This window comes from Sciscionella sediminilitoris, assembly GCF_000737195.2.
Taxonomy (GTDB): Bacteria; Actinomycetota; Actinomycetes; order Mycobacteriales; family Pseudonocardiaceae; genus Sciscionella; species Sciscionella sediminilitoris.
Genome location: NZ_JALM01000068.1, coordinates 26,994 through 43,929 on the forward strand (window position 1 = coordinate 26,994; position 16,936 = coordinate 43,929).

General features: G+C 69.3%; 15 protein-coding genes and 1 pseudogene. 7 read left to right on the top strand and 9 right to left on the bottom strand.

Annotated features, from left to right (window positions below; all coding sequences use genetic code 11):
• Positions 1 to 435, top strand: coding sequence for an SRPBCC family protein (locus AD72_RS24330; RefSeq protein WP_031468889.1), 435 nt, complete (start codon positions 1 to 3; stop codon positions 433 to 435).
• A gap of 161 nt (positions 436 to 596) precedes the next feature.
• On the opposite strand, the pseudogene AD72_RS38220 reads toward AD72_RS24330, so the two are convergent.
• The 3 genes and pseudogenes from AD72_RS38220 to rnhA form a co-directional block, all read right to left on the bottom strand.
• Positions 597 to 788, bottom strand: a pseudogene (locus tag AD72_RS38220) (restriction endonuclease); the annotation flags it as partial.
• 248 nt (positions 789 to 1,036) lie between these two features.
• Complete coding sequence (locus AD72_RS37230) at positions 1,037 to 1,267, bottom strand: winged helix-turn-helix domain-containing protein (RefSeq protein WP_197285062.1); 231 nt, start codon at positions 1,265 to 1,267, stop codon at positions 1,037 to 1,039.
• A 77-nt stretch (positions 1,268 to 1,344) separates the two neighbouring features.
• Positions 1,345 to 1,800, bottom strand: coding sequence for a ribonuclease HI (gene rnhA / locus AD72_RS24345; protein WP_231644949.1), 456 nt, complete (start codon positions 1,798 to 1,800; stop codon positions 1,345 to 1,347).
• Between the two features lie 52 nt (positions 1,801 to 1,852).
• On the opposite strand from rnhA, the gene AD72_RS24350 reads away from it, so the two are divergent.
• From AD72_RS24350 to AD72_RS24365, 4 genes are all read left to right on the top strand, one after another.
• A complete protein-coding gene (locus tag AD72_RS24350; protein WP_031468893.1) occupies positions 1,853 to 2,374 on the top strand; it encodes an adenylyl-sulfate kinase in 522 nt (173 codons plus the stop codon).
• A 68-nt stretch (positions 2,375 to 2,442) separates the two neighbouring features.
• Positions 2,443 to 3,114 carry a DedA family protein gene (locus AD72_RS24355; protein WP_037347191.1) on the top strand — a complete coding sequence of 224 codons (672 nt, stop codon included), beginning with the start codon at positions 2,443 to 2,445 and terminating at the stop codon, positions 3,112 to 3,114.
• A gap of 52 nt (positions 3,115 to 3,166) precedes the next feature.
• Complete coding sequence (locus AD72_RS24360; protein ID WP_031468895.1) at positions 3,167 to 3,550, top strand: MerR family transcriptional regulator; 384 nt, start codon at positions 3,167 to 3,169, stop codon at positions 3,548 to 3,550.
• 45 nt (positions 3,551 to 3,595) lie between these two features.
• On the top strand, positions 3,596 to 5,767 hold the full coding sequence (locus tag AD72_RS24365) for an NB-ARC domain-containing protein (protein ID WP_031468896.1): 2,172 nt from the start codon (positions 3,596 to 3,598) through the stop codon (positions 5,765 to 5,767).
• Here the strand turns inward: AD72_RS24365 and AD72_RS24370 are convergent.
• From AD72_RS24370 to AD72_RS24380, 3 genes are all read right to left on the bottom strand, one after another.
• On the bottom strand, positions 5,709 to 7,286 hold the full coding sequence (locus tag AD72_RS24370) for a hypothetical protein (protein WP_031468897.1): 1,578 nt from the start codon (positions 7,284 to 7,286) through the stop codon (positions 5,709 to 5,711). The genes AD72_RS24365 and AD72_RS24370 overlap by 59 nt on opposite strands.
• A gap of 192 nt (positions 7,287 to 7,478) precedes the next feature.
• Positions 7,479 to 8,147 carry an MBL fold metallo-hydrolase gene (locus tag AD72_RS24375; protein ID WP_037347192.1) on the bottom strand — a complete coding sequence of 223 codons (669 nt, stop codon included), beginning with the start codon at positions 8,145 to 8,147 and terminating at the stop codon, positions 7,479 to 7,481.
• 17 nt (positions 8,148 to 8,164) lie between these two features.
• The gene (locus AD72_RS24380; RefSeq protein ID WP_051898959.1) at positions 8,165 to 8,971 is read right to left on the bottom strand and encodes a maleylpyruvate isomerase family mycothiol-dependent enzyme; all 807 of its coding nucleotides are present in this window, start codon (positions 8,969 to 8,971) and stop codon (positions 8,165 to 8,167) included.
• Positions 8,972 to 9,238: 267 nt separating this feature from the next.
• On the opposite strand from AD72_RS24380, the gene uvrA reads away from it, so the two are divergent.
• Entirely contained in the window at positions 9,239 to 12,094 is a 2,856-nt protein-coding gene (gene uvrA / locus AD72_RS24385; RefSeq protein ID WP_031468900.1) for an excinuclease ABC subunit UvrA, read from the top strand.
• Positions 12,091 to 12,900, top strand: a complete 810-nt coding sequence (locus AD72_RS24390; protein ID WP_031468901.1) for a phosphotransferase — start codon at positions 12,091 to 12,093, stop codon at positions 12,898 to 12,900. The genes uvrA and AD72_RS24390 overlap by 4 nt, the downstream gene beginning before the upstream one ends.
• 37 nt (positions 12,901 to 12,937) lie before the next feature.
• Here AD72_RS24390 and AD72_RS24395 read toward each other — a convergent pair whose 3' ends face one another.
• The 3 genes from AD72_RS24395 to AD72_RS24405 are packed head-to-tail and all read right to left on the bottom strand — an operon-like array spanning position 12,938 to position 16,935.
• Entirely contained in the window at positions 12,938 to 13,906 is a 969-nt protein-coding gene (locus tag AD72_RS24395; protein WP_051898960.1) for a lactonase family protein, read from the bottom strand.
• A 48-nt stretch (positions 13,907 to 13,954) separates the two neighbouring features.
• Positions 13,955 to 15,340, bottom strand: coding sequence for a GntP family permease (locus AD72_RS24400; RefSeq protein ID WP_031468903.1), 1,386 nt, complete (start codon positions 15,338 to 15,340; stop codon positions 13,955 to 13,957).
• Positions 15,341 to 15,357: 17 nt separating this feature from the next.
• Complete coding sequence (locus tag AD72_RS24405; protein ID WP_031468904.1) at positions 15,358 to 16,935, bottom strand: N-acyl-D-amino-acid deacylase family protein; 1,578 nt, start codon at positions 16,933 to 16,935, stop codon at positions 15,358 to 15,360.
• Position 16,936 lies beyond the last annotated feature (1 nt).

The window sequence follows — 16,936 nt, forward strand, 5'->3', positions numbered from 1 at the left end:
ATGCGGCTGACGGCTCGTGCCACCGTGGAACAGAGCCCCGCCGCCGTGTGGGCATTTCTGGCCGACCCGTCGACCGCGCCGTCCTGGGACGCGAGCATCGCCGAGGTCATTCCCCGCTCGACCGGCGCGCCCGCGGTCGGCTGGGAGGCGGAGACCCTGTCACCACGGGGTAAGCGGCAACGTTTCCGGATCTCGCGCTACGAGGACGGCCGGTTGCTGAGCTTCGTCCTGCTGGACGACCCGATGTTCCACCACGCCGAGCTGAGCTTTCTGCTCGAACCGGCCGGTGCGGGGACCCGGATCGTGCACATCATCGAGGGCCGGACCCGCAACCGCGCACTCGGGATCCTGCTGACCGTGATCGGCGGACGAGCGCTCGCCCGCGACCTGAGCAGGCTGCGCGCGGCGCTACGTCGGCTGCCGACCGATCCCTGAACCCGGCTGTCCGTGCGGGACTTCGTGTTCACTGCGTGAAGAAGTCCTCGTCCAGCTTCTTGAGGGTGAAGGTCTGCTCGACCTGTACCCCGACGTTGTAGAGCAGCATCAGTTCGGTGAGCCGTTCTGAATCTGCTCGTGGTGATGAATACGCCGCGGTCGGCCTGCTGGCCATGCAGCGCCCCGACGAAGGCATGGATGCTCGGCCGACCGATCGCAGCGTCCGCATAGCGTTTGGCTTGCACATATACCCGGTCGATGCCGAGCGGATCCTGAGGTATGACACCGTCGATTCCCTCATCGTGCGGTCTGCCGCGATGTTCGAAGGCGGCGCGCTGACCGCCGTATCCCATGGCGGTGAGCAACTTGAGCACCAGGAGTTCGAGGAATTCCGGCGGCTCAGCGAGGATTCGTTTCAACAGATCGTTTCGGACCAGATCGTTCGCGAACTGCACGCTTGCGGAAATGGTCTCGATCGGAGTGGTCTGATCCTCGGCGCCCGTCTCCGCTTCGTGGTTTTCCGTTGCCTGTTGCCCGGGCTTTCGGGTCCGATTCTCGAATTCGACGTATTCGGGGTACCTGCGCAGATAATCGGGTGTGATCACCTCGGGCGGATCGGCAAGGAGCTCCCGGCCTGGTAGAGGTAGGAATTCGCCCAGGAAACCCGGTCATCCACCCGGGACTGGCCGCTCGGCAGCTGCTCGGCGAGGTCGTCCTCGGAGAGCCGGAACGCCTCAGCGCAGCCGTCCCGCAACCGACGCCAGTGTCGCGGTTCCCCGTCGGCGAGCTGCCGGAGCACGGGCAGCATGAACTCGTAGAAACGGGGAATCATCGTGTCCACCCTCGCCAGACCTCGCGCACGATCGTATCGAGCCGATATTGGCACGATCGCCCGCGCGTGTCGACGCCTTACCGGTCGCGGGCTTCTTCCATTCCCTTCACGGCGAGCCGGTCCGCGCGTTCGTTGCCGGGATCGCCCGCGTGCCCCTTGACCCAGTGCCATTCCACGTCGTGCTCGCCGACCGCGGCGTCCAGGCGCTGCCAGAGATCGGCGTTCTTCACCGGCTTGCGTTCGCTGGTCTGCCATCCGTTCCGGCGCCAGCCGTGGATCCAGGAGGTGATGCCGTTCCGCACGTAGCTGCTGTCGGTGTAGAGGAGCACGGTGGACCGGCGGGTCAGGCTCTCCAGCGCCATGATGGGCGCGGTGAGCTCCATCCGGTTGTTCGTGGTCGGTTCGGCCTGCCCGCCGTAGAGCTCTTTCTCGTGCTCGCCGTACCGCAGCAGGGCGCCCCAGCCGCCGGGACCCGGGTTCCCGCTGCACGCCCCGTCGGTATAGATCACCACTGCTTCGGATTCCGCTGCCACGCGTGCATGGTAGCCGGGTGGTTCCGCGCACCGATGCGGCACAGTGCCCGTCATGGATTCCTGTGCGGTGTTATTGCTCGGCGGGCGCAGCGGGGCCGGGAAGTCCTCGGTGGCCGTGGAGGTCTCCACACGGTTGCGGGACCGGGGAGTGGCGCACTGCCTGCTCGAAGGGGGCACCCTGGATCAGGTGCATCCGGCCCCGCCAGGGGACCCGGACCGCGCGCTGATCACCGAACGCAATCTCGCCGCGATCTGGCGCAATTACGCCGAGCTCGGCCACCGGAAGCTGGTGTACTGCAACACCGCGAGCCTGCTCGATGCGCCGATGTTCCTGCGGGTGCTCGGTGAATCGGCCCGGCTGATCCCGGTGCTGCTCACCGCGAGCGATGCGACCGTGGGGGAGCGGCTGGCCGGCCGGGAGATCGGTTCCGGGCTCGAGGAACATCTGCGGCGCAGCGCGGCGGCGGCCCGGGAACTCGACCGGACGGTGCCCGCCGAGACCGTGCGGATACCGACCGGCGGGAGCACGGTTTCCTGGATCGCGGAGCGCGCGATCGCCGCCACCGGCTGGTAGCCGCCCGCGAGCTTGGTATCCTTGACCGGTTCGCATTCGCTTGGGGTGGATTTTCGTGGGGTGCCGAGGTGTCGTGGATCAGTGACGGGCTCGCCGCGCTCGGTGGGCTTCCGGTCCCGGTACTGTTCGCCGTGGCGTTCGTGGCCAGCTTCGCCGAGTCCGGTCTCGGCGTCGGGATGCTGCTGCCCGGCGAGACCGCGGTCCTGATCCTCGGCGCGAGCGTGCGGGACACGGTACTGCTGGCCGCGCTGTTCGTGATCGTGGCCATCGGTGCCTGCGCGGGGGACCACATCGGTTACCTGCTCGGGCGCCGTTACGGGCGCCGGATGCGCGAGACCAGGATCGTGCACAAGCTCGGGGTCGAACACTGGGACCGCGCCGTGGACACGCTGCACCGCCGCGGGGCGCTGGCGATCGTGCTGACCAGGCTGCTGCCGATCGTGCGCACCTTCACCCCGGCCGCCGCGGGTGTTGCCGGGATGCCCTATCGCCGGTTCCTGCCCGCTTCACTGCTGGCGGGCCTGCTCTGGTCGGCGGTGTACGTGTTCGCCGGGGCCGCGGCCGGTGCCTCGATCCACGCCGTGGAGCGGTTCATCGGCAATGCGGGCTGGATCGTGTTCGCGGCCCTCGCGGTGGTCCTGCTCGCGGTGCTGCTGTGGCGCAGACGCCGCAAGCGCGCGGCCGAACCGGACGCCGAGGGCGAGCGTGAGCTCGACCGGGTCGCCGACGGAGAGCGCTAATTAGGTTAGCCTAACCATGTAGAAGTCTTCGGTTCCGGGTTCGATGGACGGAATGCGGGAGCTCACCGGAATCCGCCGGGTGGCCGAGCATTGCGGTCTGCCGGCCTCGACGCTGCACTACTGGGAACGCCGCGGACTGATCACGCCGTACCGGTGCGCGGCAAGGCGTTGTGACGGCACCGAACAGCTCTACCGGATCGCGCTCATCAAGAAGTGGCCTGAGACCGGACTGCTCGGTATCGAGGAGATCGCCGCGCTGCTCACCGGCGCGAGCGGATGGAGCACCCTCATCGGGGAGCGGATGCGGGTGCTCGAGCAGCGGATCGCCGAGCTCGAACGGGCGTGCGGCTACCTCGCCGAACTGCGTGGCTGTCCCTGCGAATCGGGCCTCGAACGCTGCCCGGCCTTCCGTGCGAACACCGAAAACCCGGCCTGAACCCCTGATACGATCGCCGTCGCCTACGGGACGAGGGGGTCGTGCATGGTCGACATGGTCGAGGTGTTCGCGAGCGAGGCGACGAAATGGGCCGTGTCCGCCGCGACGAGCGAGCTGGGCAAGGGCGCGCGCCGACTGTACGACCTGTTGCGCTCCCGCAAGGACGAACTCTCCGAAGCGCCCGACATCCACGCGGTGCTCGAACTCGCCCGCCGCGATCCGGGATTCCGGGAGGAACTGATCCAGGCGGTGGGGCTGCTGAACGCGGACTCGGTCGCTCGTGATGCCCCGCAACCGATCCCGGCATTCCGCAATCATCGCCGGTACCTGGAGAATCCGCCGCTGGACGGGCCGAAGCTGATCGCCGGGCCGCACGGCTGCGGGGCGACCGAACTGGCCCGTCAGCTCGGCGCGGCCGTCGCGGACCGGTTCCCGAACGGCCGCGTGGAGGTCGACCTCGCCCGGTTCCGGTCCGGTGATGTCCTGGATCTCGCGGGCGTCATGCAGTACGTGCTGCGCCGGTTCGGCGTGGACGCGGGAGAGCTCGCGGTGGACGACGCCCGGCTGGCCGAACAGCTGGCCTCGGCGCTGGCCACCCGGCAGTGCGTGATCATCCTGGACAACGTCACCGCGGCGAGCGAGATCGAGGTGTTCACCCGGTTCCGGACGAGCCTGCTGCTGATCACGACCACGTACCTGAGCAGGGATCTGCGGAGCCTCGATCGGAATCCGATCCTGCTGCGCGGCCTGGATCCCGAAGGCGCGCGGGAGCTGCTCGCCGACTACTGCGGCGCGGTCCGGCCCGCCGAAGAGCCCGAGGCGAGCAGCGAACTGGTCGCGCTGTGCGAGGGACTGCCGGAGGCGCTGCGCGAAGTGGGGCTCAGCCTGGCCACGCGCGCGGGCGAACCGCAACCGGTGGCGGGGCTGCTCGCCGCCTACCGGCAGACCGGGGTCGTCGATGCCGAAGGCGTGATCCGGGAATCCGTCCGGCGCACGATCGACGCCCTGGATGCGCGCACCGCCCGCGCGGTCGCGCTGCTCGCGGAGTTCCCCGGCGGCCGGTTCACCCGCGAGACCGCGACCGCCTATCTGGGCGCGGGAACCGATTTCGAGGCGGTGCTCGCGGCGCAGCTGACCACTCCGGACGGGAACGCGCACCGGGTACGGCGCCTGGTCGGCGAGTACCTGCCGAAACCACCCGAGGGGGAACGCGCGGCGGTCTTCGCCGCGCTGCTGCGTCATGTGCGGGACAACGCCGTCGCGGCCGACTTCCAACCGGATCGCCTGCGCGTGTACGAGGACGCCGGAGTCGAGGCATGGTCGCGGCCCGAGGACCGGTTCGACTGGCTGGACGAGCACCTGGGGCTGATCGGTGCCCTGGCCCGCGAAGGATGCGAACGGGGCCATTACCGCGAGGTGTGCCAGCTCGGTGGCGCGGTCGAGATCCTGATCAATCAGCGCTGGCGCTGGCGCGAATACGCGGATATCGCCGATTGCGTGGTGCGCGCCGCGCTCACCGATCCCGAACAGCGCGCCGCCCAGATTGCCCGGGCGTATTCGATGCGCGCCAAGGCGTACTACCTCGCCCGGGTTTTCGAGCCCGCGCAGGCCGATCTGGAACAGGCATCCCGTCACGCCGAGGCCGCCGCACAGCCGCGGCTGAGTGCCTCGGTCGCCGAGTTCCGGAGCCGGTACTGGGAAGAACGGTTCGATGCGGGATGGGCCCGGGACCTCGATGAGGCGATCCGCTGGATGCGCGCCGCCGTGGCCATCGACCGGCAGCTGGGCGACCGCACCGCGCTCGGCATTCATCTGCGGATGCTCGCGGTGATGCTGGTCAAAGCGGGGTACGCGACCGAGGCGCTGACCCAGGCTGGTGAGGCCGCCAGGTACGCCGAAGGGCGCAATCTGGGGCGGGCGCACATGGCCGCCACCCGCGCCTACCTGGCGCTCGGGGACACCGTCGCGGCCCGTACCTGGCTCGGTGAGGCGGACCGGCTGCTGCGCGGTGTCGGCGCCGAACAGTACGGGTGGGAACTGCGCGAGCTGGAGGCGCGACTGCTCGTGGCCGAGGGCGCGATCGACGCGGCGCGGCAAACCTGGGGCAGCCTGCTGGACGAGGCCAACCGGAGCACGCACCCACGGCGCGACGACTACTTCACCGAACTCTGCTCGTTACCCGCACCGTCCGCTCGCCGATGGCTATGGCCCTGGTAGTCGCGGCGCCGCCCAGATAGACCAGGCTCGCGGCGAGCAGCGGATCCGCCCGCAGGCTCAGTTCCCGTTCCTCGCCGGCGCGGTCCCTGGTCAGGCAGACCGTGTCCGAGATCCGGGCCGCGGCGACATGCGCGGCGGGCCAGCGGCGCAGCACCGCCTCGGCCCATTCGCTGAACGGCTCGGGCTCGCGCAGCTCGGTGAACACGATCGCCGCCCCGGACAGCTGGCGCAGGCTCGCCCGGGTGGCGTGCGCGGCGAGGTGGCGGTATTCGAGCCGGTGTTCGGTGTCCGTCGCGGGGAACCGGGTCAGCTCCACGGTGTCGCCGTGCGGGCACGCGCCGATGACGAAAGCGGAAACCGGTGCGGGCGGCGGATCCGGGACCGGAAGGGGAGCGAATTCCGCCTCGTGTCCGGGTTCGGTGAGCCGCAACCGCCGGTAGAGCAGTTCGCGCAGGGCCGTGGCGGAGCTCCCGGCGACGGCCGCCTCGACCACGTTCCGGTACCGGCCCGGACGGTGCTCGTCCATCGCGCGCCGCAGCTGCGCGAGCAGCGGGCGATCCGGCTCCAGCCGGGGTGCCCGTTCGGCGAGCGCGGCCATCGGTGATCCGGGAACGGTGCTCGCGGCGGGCCGACCGGCCAGCAGCAGCGGACGGTCGAGTGCCGCCGCGTACAGCGCGAGGGAGCCCTCGTCCGCCAGCACACACGAGGCCGCGATGAGCGCGGCCTGCCACCCCGCGGCCGGGGTGACCAGGCGCAGCCCGGCCGCTCGCGCCGTGGCCAGCCAGGCCCGCAGCTGCCAGGGACCGTGCGCCGAGGTGATGCCCGGATGCAGGGCAGCGCACACCGCGAACTCGTCCACCGGAAGCCGCGCGAGCAGTTCGGTGAGCAGGCCGGGGTCGGTGCCGAGCAAGGAATCCGGGCCCCAGGTGGAGACCACGGTCAGCAGCGGTCGATCCGTGCTGCCGAAGGCCTCCCGGAACGCCTCGAAGCGGTGCGCGTCGGCGAGCAGCCGGTCCAGGCAGGGATCGCCGACGACCTCCGCGCGCCGCGCCACATCCGGGCCGATCCGGCGCAGTTCCTCGAGCTGATCGTGATGGGACAGCGCGATCGTGTGGTCCCAGCCGCGCAGCCGTTCCGGGTGGAGACCGGCGACGACCGTGGTTCCCGGGTAGTACTTCTGGAACCCGATCCCATGCGGGAACAGGATTCCCGGGCCGTCGAGCAGTTGCAGCCGGTCGTTCTCGCTCGCGGCGAGCACCAGATCGAACCGGGTGCCGACGGCCTGCTCCCAGGGCAGCACCACCACCCCGAGTTCGTGCAGGAAATCGCGCACCCCGGAGCCGAACACCGCCGAGTTGTCCTCATCGCGGGTGAACACCACCTGGATCCGGTGATCGTCCTCGAACAGCGAGAGCACATCGAGCAGCCGGGTGCCCGCGGTGACCGTGCGGACCACGACCAGCACCGTGCGCGTGAACCCCACGGTCAGCCAGCGATCGAATTCCCCGCCGACAGGCAATTTCGGCCGAAAACGGTCGGGGGGGGGTAACCCTTCGGTCATCGCACCCCTCGCCGTTTCAGCGGCACCACGTGCGCCGAGACGACACCCATGAGGGTGAGGGTACGGTCACCGGCTCAATCGGGCCGCACCCTGGTCGGTTTCGCGATCATCGATTACCGGTGCGGCGGCGTAGCGCTCACGGGCGCTGATTCACCAGCCGCGTTCGCGCCACTGCGCCAGGTTCGGCCGCTCCGCCCCGAGGGTCGAGTCGTCGCCGTGTCCCGGGTAGAACCAGGTGTCATCGGGCAGCTCGCCGAACACCCGCGCCTCGAGGTCGTCCATCAGGCTGGCGAAGTCCTCGGGGTTCGTGGTCTTCCCCGGCCCGCCCGGGAACAGCGAATCCCCGGTGAACAGGTGCCCGTGGCCCTGCGGATCCCGGTACAGCAGCGCGATCGAGCCCGGGGTGTGCCCGCGCAGGTGGATGACCGACAGGCTCGACTCGCCGAACCGGACGGAGTCGCCGTGCTCGACGAGGAAGTCCGGCGGAACCGGCAGCGGCTCGGAGTCGGCGGGGTGTGCCACGGTGTTCGTGCCGTACGCCCCCGCGGTCGCGCCGAGCGCCTGCCAATGATCGGGGTGCTGGTGCGTGGTGACGATGGTGCGCAGATCGGGGCGGGAGTCCCCGGAACCGATCAGATCGGAAAGCCGCTGCGGGTCGTTCGCCGCGTCGATGAGTAGCGCCTCATCGCTGGCCTTGTCGATGAGCAGGTAGGCGTTGTTGTCCATGGGCCCGACGGAGAGCTTGGTGATGCTGATCTCGGCGAGCTCGCGCTTCGCGGGGGCACCGCCCGGCTCCACATGCCCGGTGTAGCTGTTCACAGGCGCGACTTTACCGGTCACTTCAGCCAGCCGGACAGGGCCGGAATCTCCCCGGAGAGCGCGGATCCGTCCGTGCGGCCGGTGAGCCAGGCGATCAGTTCGGCCGGTGTCCCGGTGATCTCGTACTCGGCGGGCGCGGTGCCGATGGCGTGCTCACGGGTACCGCTGTCCGCGGTGGCGTGCAGCAGCATCGACGGGGTCTCGGGAAGGCTCTTGTAGGTCAGCGTGACATAGCTCAACACCAGGTCGAGTGTTTCCTCGCCGAGGTCGGCGTAGTCCGCGAAGCGGTGCCCGAGATCGAGGTCCACCAGGTGCACGAACAGTTCGGTGACCCGCATCCACGGGACGAGGTGCCCGCCGAGTTCCACACCCTGGCGGCTGGTGGCCGAACCCGACCACGCGGAGTCGGGCATCGCGGCGGCCGCGGTACGGAACCGGCCCGAAGCGGCGAGGTGGTCCTCCTTGATCACCTGCGCCAGCCGCTGCGCGCCCTCGTCGATGTCGGCGTCCCGGTCCTCGTCGGAGGCGTAGGCGGGCCGTTCGATCCCGGTACGCGCCCAGGTGAGCAGGTTGACCAGGGCATCGGCATTGCGGGCGAGGTGGCTGACCAGGTGCGCCCTGGTCCAGCCGGGCAGCGCGCTCGGCCGGGTCATACTCGCCTCGGTGATCGCGGCGACCGCCGCGTCGACCCGGGGCGTGAGTTCGTCGATGGCCCGCAGACCGGCGTGCGCGAGCCGGGCCGGGCTCGCGGTCTCGTTCTCGTCGCGGGGCATCGGCACCACCGTGCTCTCGGCCAGTACGTTCGCGGGTCGGGAGGACTGCACAGGGACACCCTTCTCGTTGTTCGCGGTCTCTTCGTTTCCTGCTGTCAGGATGGGTGTGCTCAAGAACCAATTCAGTGATTTGTCCACGCCGGATGGCACTCGACGGCGCCGTATGCGCGAGGGGTACCTCTCCACCATATGCCGCCGGAGCGTTTCGCGGTAGTCGCTGGTCAGCCGGTTACACAGAGTTGTGAGTACCCGCGCGGCGAAAATTGTCGGTGGGGCTGCCTAGCATGGACTCGTTCCCTGTTTCGTCCGGAGGTTTTCGTGGCTGATCGACTTGTGGTGCATGGTGCGCGGGAGCACAACCTGCGTGGAGTCAATCTCGACCTGCCCCGCGACTCGCTGATCGTGTTCACCGGTCTTTCCGGCTCGGGCAAGTCCTCGATGGCCTTCGACACGATTTTCGCCGAGGGGCAGCGGCGGTACGTGGAATCGCTCTCGGCGTACGCGCGGCAGTTTCTCGGGCAGATGGACAAACCCGATGTGGACTTCATTGAGGGGCTTTCCCCCGCGGTGTCGATCGACCAGAAGTCCACCAACCGCAACCCGCGCTCCACGGTCGGCACGATCACCGAGGTGCACGACTACCTGCGGCTGCTCTACGCGCGCGCCGGCGTCCCGCACTGCCCGGCCTGCGGGGAACGAATCGCGAAGCAGACTCCACAGCAGATCGTGGACCAGGTGCTCGATCTCGAGGAGCGCACCCGGTTCCAGGTGCTCGCCCCGGTGGTGCGCGGGCGCAAGGGTGAGTACGTCGACCTGTTCGCCCAGCTGCAGTCCGACGGTTATTCGCGGGTGCGCGTGGACGGGCAGATCCACCAGCTGACCGAGCCGCCGAAGCTGAAGAAGCAGGACAAGCACTCGATCGCGGTGGTCATCGACCGGCTCACGGTGAAGGCGAGCGCGAAGCAGCGGCTGACCGATTCGGTGGAGACGGCGCTGCGCCTCGCGGACGGCCTGGTCACCCTGGAATTCGTGGACCTGGAGGCGGAGGACCCGGATCGGGAGCGCACCTTCTCGGAGAACCTCGCCTGCCCGAACGGGCACGCGCTGCAGGTCGAGGATTTCGAACCGCGTTCCTTCTCGTTCAACTCCCCGTACGGCGCCTGCCCGGAGTGCACCGGTCTGGGGACCCGCAAGGAGGTCGACCCGGAACTGGTGGTGCCCGATCCGGACCTCTCGCTGGAGGACGGGGCGATCGCACCCTGGCAGGGCGGCCAGTCCGCCGACTACTTCCAGCGCCTGCTGACCTCGCTGTCCACGACCATCGGGTTCCGCATGGACACCCCGTGGCGCAAGCTCGGCGCGAAGATCCAGAAGGCGGTGCTGCACGGGGTCCCGGACCAGGTGCACGTGCGCTACCGCAACCGGTACGGGCGCCAGCGCTCCTACTACGCCTCCTTCGAGGGAGTCATTCCCTTCCTGGAGCGGCGGCTCGAGCAGACCGAGTCCGAATACATGCGCGAGCGCTACGAGGGCTACATGCGCGAGGTTCCGTGCCAGGCCTGCCAGGGAACCAGGCTGCGCCCGGAGATCCTCGCGGTCACCCTGGAGCACTCGCAGCACGGTGAGCGCTCGATCGCGGATGTCTCGGCCATGTCCGTCGCCGAGTGCTCCACGTTCCTGGACGGGATGACGCTGGACAAGCGCCAGGAGATGATCGCGGGCCGGGTGCTCAGGGAAATCCAGGCGCGGCTTCGCTTCCTGCTCGACGTGGGACTCGACTATCTGTCCCTGGACCGGGCCGCGGGCACCCTCTCCGGGGGAGAGGCACAGCGCATCCGGCTCGCCACGCAGATCGGCTCGGGCCTGGTCGGGGTGCTCTACGTGCTCGACGAACCCTCGATCGGGCTGCACCAGCGGGACAACCACCGGCTGATCGAGACCCTGACCAGGCTGCGCGATCTCGGCAACACGCTCATCGTGGTGGAACACGACGAGGACACCATCCGCTCGGCGGACTGGGTCGTGGACATCGGCCCTGGCGCGGGGGAGCACGGTGGCGAGATCGTGCACAGCGGCACCTACAAGAAGCTGCTCGCCAACAAGCGCTCCGCGACCGGGGACTACCTGTCCCGCCGCAAGGAGATCCCGGTCCCGGAAGAACGCCGGGTGGCCGATCCGAAGCGCAAGCTCACCGTGGTCGGCGCGCGGGAACACAATCTGCGCGGGATCGACGTGGCCTTCCCGCTCGGCACCCTCACCTCGGTCACCGGGGTCTCGGGTTCCGGGAAATCCACCCTGGTCAACGACATCCTGGCCACGGTGCTCGCGAACCGGCTCAACGGCGCGCGCCAGGTTCCCGGGCGGCACACCAGGATCAACGGCATCGGCGAGGTGGACAAGCTGGTGTGCGTGGACCAGTCGCCGATCGGCCGGACCCCCCGGTCCAATCCGGCGACCTACACCGGCGTGTGGGACCACATGCGCAAGCTGTTCGCCGCGACCACCGAGGCGAAGGTGCGCGGTTACCAGCCGGGCCGGTTCTCCTTCAACGTCAAGGGCGGGCGCTGCGAGGCCTGCGCGGGCGACGGCACCATCAAGATCGAGATGAACTTCCTGCCCGATGTGTACGTGCCGTGCGAGGTCTGCAAGGGCGCCCGGTACAACCGCGAGACCCTCGAGGTGCACTACAAGGGCAAGACGGTCGCCGAAGTACTGGACATGCCGATCGAGGAGGCAGCCGAGTTCTTCAAGCCGATCACCGCGATCCACCGGCACCTCAAGACCCTGGTGGATGTGGGGCTGGGCTACGTGCGGCTCGGTCAGCCCGCCCCGACCCTGTCCGGCGGTGAGGCGCAGCGTGTGAAGCTCGCCTCCGAACTGCAGAAGCGCTCCACCGGAAAGACCGTCTACATTCTCGACGAGCCCACCACCGGACTGCACTTCGAGGACATCTCGAAACTGCTCGGGGTGATCAACGGCTTGGTGGACAAGGGAAACACGGTGATCGTGATCGAGCACAACCTCGACGTGATCAAGACATCCGACTGGATCATCGATATGGGACCCGAGGGCGGATCCGGCGGCGGAACCGTGGTCGCGGAAGGTACCCCGGAAGAGGTGGCGGACACCGAGGAGAGCTACACCGGCCAGTTCCTCGCCCCGATGCTCGGGTGATCCCGGCCGACCGGGTCGCTCCGGTACTGCGGGCGCTGGGCATCCGGGGCGAGCGGATCACCGAATGCGGACGGGGCTGGGATTCCCGCGCCCTCGAGGTGGACGAGACCTGGATGGTGCTCGTGCCCCGGGAGCCCGGGATCGCGCGTAACCACCTCAAGCAGGCGCGGTTGCTGCCCTGGCTGGCCCCGCGGCTGCCGTTCGCGGTGCCGCGCCCGCTGTTGTGCGGTGGGCTTCTGGTGTACCGCAAGCTCGACGGTGAACCGAACACCGACTGGACCGGCCTGCCCTCGGCCCTGCGGGCGCTGCACGGGGCGGACCTCGGGCACGCTGCGCGCTGCTGTGACACCGCACCGAACCTGGATTCCTGGCTGCGCTACTACCGGGACCGCAGGGAGGACGCGCGCCGGATCGCGGACACCCTCGGCGCGCTCGCCGGTCCCCTGGAGGAGGCCTTCACCGCGTTCTTCGCCGGCGACTGGTCGAGCCCGGCCGCGCTGGTGCACGGGGACCTCGGTAGGGAACACGTGCTCGCCGGGAACGGCGGGATCCGCGCGCTGATCGATTTCGGGGACGCGACCATCGGCGATCCGGTCCAGGACTTCATCGGGCCCTATCTGGAGCTCGGCGCGGACCGCACGGCGGACCTCATCGCCGAATACGGCCGCCCGCTGCCGCTCGAACGGCTGGCCCACTACGCCTGGCTGGGTGCCCTGGAGGCGGTGCTCTACGGGCTGCGCACCGGCGATCGGCACGAGCTCGCCGACGGGCTGAACGGGCTCGCCGAACGCCTGGCGCGGCTGTGAATCCCAGCCGTGAACCCGAAGCCGTGCAACCCCGCCGCTACGGCAGGATCATCGAGACGCCGGGGAATTCCAGCACCGGTCGCGGACCGGAAAGCTCCCCGCTGGCCGGATCACGATCGAACCGGACCACCTGGCCGCCGCGCTCGTTGCCGACGTAGAGCGCGGATTCGGCGAGCGCGAACTGGCGCGGCCAGTCCCCGGTGGTGGGCACCGTGTCGAGCAGCCGCAGCCCGGAGCCCTCGACGGCGAGCCGGGCGATCGTGTTGTCGCCCCGGTTGCTCGCGTACACGAACCGCCCGTCCTCGCTGACCGCGATCTCCCCGGGGAAGTTGTCCCCGCCGGTTTCCTGCCGGGTGCTCACGTTCGCCCCGATGGTCAGGGTGCCCGCATCGGCGTCCCAGCCGAGCACGGTCACCGTGGACTCGTATTCGTGCACCAGATAGGCGCGCTCGCCGTCCGGGTGGAAGTCCAGGTGCCGGGGTCCGCTTCCCTTCGGCAGCACCGCGCGCGAATGCTCACGCAGCTTGCCGTCCTCGATGCGGTACACGAACACGGTGTCCACCCCGATGTCCACGCACAGCAGCCAGTTCCCGGAGGGATCGCCGAGCGCCTGGTGCGCGTGCGCGCCCTCGCCGTGCTGCACGAGATCGCTGAGCGCACCCAGCGAACCACCGGCCTCGATCGGGTGCACGGCCACCGATCCGGAGCCGTAGTTCGAACTCACCAGCCAGTCCCGGTGCACCGTGCAGTGCGTGGGTTCGGCGCCCTCGGTCAGCTGTGCGCCCAGCACCTCCGGCGCGTACGGATCGGCGATGCTCAGCGCCCGCACCGCGCCCGCCGTGGATTCCTGCACCGCGTACAGCACCGAACCGCTCCGGGTCAGCCAGGACGGGTTCTCCAGCGGAATCCGGGCCCGCTCGGTGAGCGTGCCGCCCTCCCGCTCGGTCACGACGAGCCCCGGCCCGCCTTCGGATGTGAAACCACCGATGTAACACGGAGTACCCACGCCGTTCCCTTCCTTCCAGGCAGCCGCTCAACTATACGACTGTGCTCACTACACGAACAGACTCAACAACGCCGCCATACCGAAACCTACTAGGGACAGCACGGTTTCCAGGACAGTCCAGCTGCGCAGGGTGTCCTTGACGGTGAGCCCGAAATAACGCGAGACGATCCAGAACCCGCCGTCGTTGACGTGCGAGGCGATGATCGAACCCGAGGAGATCGCCATCACCAGTAGGGCCAGCTGTGGCTGTGAATAGTGCAGCTCGGTCACCGTCGGCGCGAGGATCCCGGTCGTCGTGGTGATCGCGACGGTCGCCGAGCCCTGGGCGATGCGCAGCCCGCAGCTGATCACGTACGCGGCCAGCAGCACGGGCAGCCCCGCGGCGTCCAGCGAACCGGCCACCGCCTTGCCGATCCCGGTCGCGGCGAGCACCGCGCCGAAGAACGCGCCCGCGCCCACCACGAGCAGGATCATCGCCACCGGGCGCAGCGCGGCCGCGGTGAGCGTGCTCAGCTCCTTGCTGCCCATCCCGCGGCGGAAGCCGAGCAGCCACATCGCCAGCAGCACCGAGATGGTCAGCGCCACCGCGGGCGTGCCGAGGAAAGTCGCCACCTCGCCGACCGTGGATCCCTTGGGCAGCAACAGATTCCCGAAGGTGCCGAACAGGATCAGCACCAGCGGAACGAGGATCAGCAGCAGTACCGTGCCCAGGGCCGGTTCGTCCTCGCCGTCCTCCTCGGCGAGTTCGGCCTCGGCGGGAACCGACCGGTGCATCCGGTTGCCCAGCCAGGTGGAGAACAGGATGCTCGCCGCGAACCAGGCCGGGATCCCACAGGCCAGCCCCATCACGATGATCCAGCCGAGACTTACCCCGAGCAGCCCGGCCGCGGTGACCGGACCCGGGTGCGGGGGAAGGAAGGCATGCGTCATGGACAGCCCGCCGATCAGCGGGAGCACGAACAGCAGCACCGAGCGCTTGTCCTGGCGGGCCGCGGCGAACACCAGCGGGGCGAGCACGAACACGCCGATGTCGAAGAACACCGGGATGCCGAAGATCAGCCCGGCGAGCCCCATCGCGAGCGGGGCACGGCGCTGCCCGAACAGCCGCAGCAGCGCCCTGGTCAGCACCCGGGCCCCGCCGGATTTCTCCAGGATCGCGCCGAGCAGGGTACCGAGCCCGATGATCACCGCGATGTGCCCGAGTATCGAGCCGAATCCCTTCTCCAGTAAGGAATTCGAGGACTTCTGCGCGGTACCCACCAGATCCTGCACCGAGATCCCGGCGGCCAGCGCCACGAGCAGCCCGACCACGAGCAGCGCGATGAACGGCTCCATGCCGAACTTCATGATCAGTAACAGCAGCACCGCGATGGCCACCAGGGCGAGCAGGAGCAGACCCGGTGTGGAGTGCTGGAGCCAGTCGACCGCCGCCATGGAGGCCTCCCCGTGTGTTATCCGTTGTGCCGCAAGGCCTTCCCAGGAAACGCTCCGGTGTGCGCACCCTCGGCGTACACCGTGACCCCGCCGACGAGTACCCGCTCGATGCCCGCGGCGAGCCGGCGGGGCTCGTTGAACTCCGCCCGGTCGGCGACCGTCTCCGGATCGAAGAGCACCAGATCGGCTACCGCGCCCTCGGTGAGCACGCCCCGGTCGCGCAGCCCGAGCCGGGCCGCGGGCCGCCCGGTCATGTGGTGCACGCAGTCCTCGAGGCCGAGCACGCCCAGTTCGCGGCAGTAGTGGCCGAGATAGCGCGGGAAGGTGCCCCAGGCGCGCGGGTGCGGCCGCGGGCCGTGCAGCAGCCCGTCGCTGCCCGCGGTGTGCGCCGGATGCCGCATGATCGCGCGGACGTTGTCCTCATGGCCGATGTGCATCAGGCAGGACGGGGCGAGCCGTTCGGCCACGAGCACGTCGAAATACAGTTCGCTCGGCGTTTTCCCGCGGCGCGCGGCCGATTCCGCGACGCTCGCACCGACAAGCGCGGTGTCCTCGGCACCGTTGATCTCGATGGCCGACCAGTCCACGGGCACGCCGTGGCAGCCGTCCGAACCGAGTTCCTCCATCTCGTACCGGATCCGTTCCCGGGTGTCCGCATCGGCGAGCCGTTCCAGGGTGTCCTCGACCCCGCCGGAGAACACCCAGCTCGGCAACAGCGCGGACAGCGTTGTCGCCCCGGGCAGATACGGATAGCTGTCCAGGGTGATGTCCGTGCCCTCGGCGATCGCCGCGTCCAGCAGCGCGAGCAGTTCGCCCGCCCGCCCGGCATTGCAGTCGAAGTTCATCGTGGCGTGCGCGAGATGCAGCGGGCAGCCCGAACGCGTGGAGACGTCCACCATCTCCGCGTACGCCTCCAGCGCATGCGCCCCGTACCCGCGATGGTGCGGGCTGTAGTACCCGCCGTGTTCCGCGACCACCGCGCACAGCGCGACCAGTTCCGCGGTGGAGGCATACATCCCCGGGGTGTAGGTGAGCCCGGAGGACAGCCCGAACGCGCCCTGGTCCATGCCCTGTGCGACGAGCTCGCGCATCCGGTCCAGCTCGTCCTCGCTCGCCGCGCGGTCGTCGAACCCGACGCCCAGCATGCGCACCGTTCCCTGCGGCACCAGGTACGCCGCGTTGATGGTGATCCCCGTGTCGAGCCGGTCCAGGTACTCGCCGACGCTGCGCCAGGAGAAATCGAAATCCGGCGGGTTACCGTTCCATCCGGCGATCTGGGCACGCAGCGCGGCCAGGGTCCGGTCGTCGCAGGGCGCGTAGGAGAGGCCGTCCTGGCCGATCACATCGCAGGTAACCCCCTGGGAAACCTTCGCGAGGTGCTCGGGTTCGGTGAGCAGCGCCAGATCCGAGTGCGCGTGCATATCGATGAAACCCGGGCACAGCACCAGTCCCGTGGCGTCGATCAGGTTCGCGCCCCGCCGGGTTCCGGGTGCGGTGATCTCCGCGATCCGGCCGTTCCGCAGCACCACATCCGCGTGATAGCGGTCCGCGCCCGTTCCGTCGATCACCGTGGCCGAGCCGAGGATCAGGTCCATG